The organism is Ruegeria sp. CDSC054 (genome assembly GCF_059610645.1).
In genome coordinates, this window is record NZ_JBXWOA010000037.1 from 1 (window position 1) to 3,038 (window position 3,038).

Sequence of the window (3,038 nt, forward strand, 5' to 3'; positions counted from 1 at the left end):
CAACCGGGGGTTTTGCCCAATGAGCTATAAATCGGACATTGAAATCGCGCGCGAGGCGCAGAAGAAGCCTATTCAGGAAATTGGCGCTAAGATTGGCATCGATTCTGCTGATCTGCTGCCCTACGGCCATGACAAAGCGAAGGTCAGCCAGGAGTTCATCAACTCGGTCCAGGGTCGCGAAGACGGCAAGTTGGTGCTGGTCACCGCGATCAACCCGACCCCCGCGGGTGAGGGTAAGACGACCACGACCGTTGGTCTGGGTGATGGTCTGAACCGCATTGGCAAGAATGCGATGATCTGTATCCGCGAAGCCTCGCTGGGCCCGAACTTCGGCATGAAGGGCGGCGCTGCAGGGGGCGGGTACGCGCAGGTTGTTCCGATGGAGGAAATGAACCTGCACTTCACCGGGGATTTCCACGCCATCACCTCGGCGCATTCGCTGCTGTCGGCGATGATCGACAACCACATCTACTGGGGCAATGAAGCCGAGATCGATGTACGCCGCGTCGCATGGCGTCGCGTGGTCGACATGAATGACCGCGCCCTGCGTCAGATCACGGCGTCTCTGGGTGGGGTGTCGAACGGCTTCCCGCGCGAAACCGGCTTTGACATCACCGTGGCGTCCGAGGTCATGGCGATCCTGTGCCTGTCCAACGACCTGAAGGATCTGGAAAAGCGTCTGGGTGACATCATCGTGGCCTATCGCCGCGACAAGACTGCTGTTTACTGCCGCGACATCAAGGCCGAAGGCGCGATGACCGTGTTGCTGAAAGACGCGATGCAGCCGAACCTGGTGCAGACGCTGGAAAACAACCCGGCCTTTGTCCACGGTGGCCCCTTCGCCAACATCGCGCATGGCTGTAACTCGGTCATTGCCACCAAGACTGCTTTGAAAGTGGCTGACTACGTTGTGACTGAGGCTGGCTTTGGGGCCGATCTGGGCGCCGAGAAGTTCATGAACATCAAGTGCCGTAAGGCGGGCATCGCGCCGTCTGCAGTGGTGCTGGTTGCCACCGTGCGTGCGATGAAGATGAACGGCGGCGTTGCCAAGGCCGATCTGGGTGCGGAAAACGTCGACGCGGTCAACTCGGGCTGTGCCAACCTGGGCCGTCACATCGAGAACGTGAAATCCTTTGGCGTGCCGGTTGTGGTTGCCATCAACCACTTCGTTACCGACACCGATGCCGAAGTGCAGGCGGTCAGCGACTATTGCGCCGCGCATGGGGTTGAGGCGGTTCTGTCGCGTCACTGGGAGCTGGGCTCGGAAGGCTCTGCGCCGCTGGCCGAGAAGGTTGTTGAGATCGTCGAGGGCGGCAGTGCCAACTTCGCACCGATCTACCCCGATGACATGCCGCTGTTCGAAAAGATCGAAACCATCGCCAAGCGTATCTACCGCGCCGACGAGGTTCTGGCCGACAACAAGATCCGCAACCAGCTGCGCGAGTGGGAAGAGGCCGGATACGGCAATCTGCCGGTCTGCATGGCCAAGACGCAGTATTCGTTCTCGACCGACCCCACTTTGCGCGGCGCGCCCACCGGCCATTCGGTTCCGGTGCGTGAGGTACGTCTGAGCGCGGGGGCCGGCTTTATCGTGGTGGTCTGCGGTGAGATCATGACCATGCCCGGTCTGCCACGCAAACCGGCTGCGGAAACCATCTGCCTCAATGACGCAGGTGAGATCGAGGGCTTGTTCTAAGCCGCCGAATAGGACATCTCGTGGTCCGGGGTTTTCCCGGGCCATGAGGAGATCGCGATGCCCACTCTGACACCGCCGCAAGACTGTGCAACGATGCAGGATCTGCGGGTTCAGATCGACAAGCTGGACCGCCAACTGATCGAAATGTTGGTGGCGCGCGCAGGCTACATTGACCGCGCGTCCGAGCTGAAGCCGGGCGAGGGCCTGCCTGCCCGTATCCCGGACCGTGTCGAAGACGTGGTGCACCGCGTGCGCGCAAGCTCGGCCGAGCTGGGAATGGATCCGGATTTGGCCGAAGGACTGTGGCGCATGTTGATTGACTGGTCGATTGCACGTGAGGAACGTGTTCTCGGCCCGGACTGAATGACCGGGCGCTTCACGCGCCCGATCCGTTTTTGAAAGAAGGGATCAAAGGATGGTAGCCCAGGTTATCGACGGCAAGGCCTTTGCGGCCAAAGTGCGCGCGCAAGTGGCCGATCAGGTCGCAAAGCTGAAAGAGGAAAACGGCATTACCCCCGGCCTGGCCGTGGTTCTGGTCGGCGAAGACCCAGCCAGCCAGGTCTATGTCCGCTCCAAGGGCAAGATGACCGTTGAGGTCGGCATGAACTCGTACGAGCATAAGCTGGATGTCGATACCTCGGAAGAGGACCTGCTGGCGCTGGTCGACACGCTGAACAACGATCCGGCTGTGCACGGAATCTTGGTTCAATTGCCGCTGCCCAAGCATCTGAACGAAGATCTGGTGATCAATTCGATCGACCCGGCCAAGGATGTGGACGGGTTCCATATCTCCAACGTGGGCCTGTTGGGCACCGGTCAGAAATCGATGGTGCCCTGCACCCCGCTGGGCTGTCTGATGATGCTGCGCGATCACCATGGCTCATTGTCGGGGATGGATGCGGTTGTGATCGGACGCTCGAACATCGTGGGCAAGCCGATGGCGCAGCTGCTGCTGGGCGACAGCTGCACCGTGACCATCGCGCACAGCCGCACCAAGGATCTGCCCGACGTGGTCCGCCGCGCCGATATCGTCGTGGCCGCCGTTGGCCGCCCCGAAATGGTGCCCGGTGACTGGATCAAAGAAGGCGCCACCGTCATCGACGTGGGCATCAACCGCATTGAACGCGATGGCAAGAACAAACTGGTCGGCGACGTCGACTACACCAGCGCCGCCGCACGCGCCGGCGCCATCACCCCGGTCCCCGGAGGTGTCGGCCCCATGACCATCGCCTGCCTGCTGGCCAACACACTTACCGCCGCCTGCCGCGCAAACAAACTCCCAGAACCAGAAGGCCTCACAGCCTGACCTGGTGCGTTAGGGCGCAAATAATGCGCCTTAACG

General features: G+C 61.2%; 3 protein-coding genes. All 3 read left to right on the forward strand.

What is annotated here, in order from left to right; all coding sequences use genetic code 11:
• The first annotated feature begins 19 nt into the window (after window positions 1–19).
• Genes AC2FGC_RS24155 through folD form a run of 3 tightly spaced genes read left to right on the forward strand, consistent with a single transcriptional unit; the run spans window position 20 to window position 3,002 of the window.
• On the forward strand, window positions 20–1,696 hold the full coding sequence (locus AC2FGC_RS24155; RefSeq protein WP_058273699.1) for a formate--tetrahydrofolate ligase: 1,677 nt from the start codon (window positions 20–22) through the stop codon (window positions 1,694–1,696).
• A 57-nt stretch (window positions 1,697–1,753) separates the two neighbouring features.
• Entirely contained in the window at window positions 1,754–2,059 is a 306-nt protein-coding gene (locus AC2FGC_RS24160; RefSeq protein ID WP_496727554.1) for a chorismate mutase, read from the forward strand.
• Window positions 2,060–2,111: 52 nt separating this feature from the next.
• Complete coding sequence (gene folD / locus AC2FGC_RS24165) at window positions 2,112–3,002, forward strand: bifunctional methylenetetrahydrofolate dehydrogenase/methenyltetrahydrofolate cyclohydrolase FolD (protein ID WP_496727555.1); 891 nt, start codon at window positions 2,112–2,114, stop codon at window positions 3,000–3,002.
• Window positions 3,003–3,038 lie beyond the last annotated feature (36 nt).

Bases quoted from the DNA above. Each gene is read 5' to 3' on its own strand.
- AC2FGC_RS24155 (WP_058273699.1), top strand. From the start codon at position 20: ATGAGCTATAAATCGGACATTGAAATCGCGCGCGAGGCGCAGAAGAAG.
- AC2FGC_RS24160 (WP_496727554.1), top strand. From the start codon at position 1,754: ATGCCCACTCTGACACCGCCGCAAGACTGTGCAACGATGCAGGATCTG.
- folD (WP_496727555.1), top strand. From the start codon at position 2,112: ATGGTAGCCCAGGTTATCGACGGCAAGGCCTTTGCGGCCAAAGTGCGC.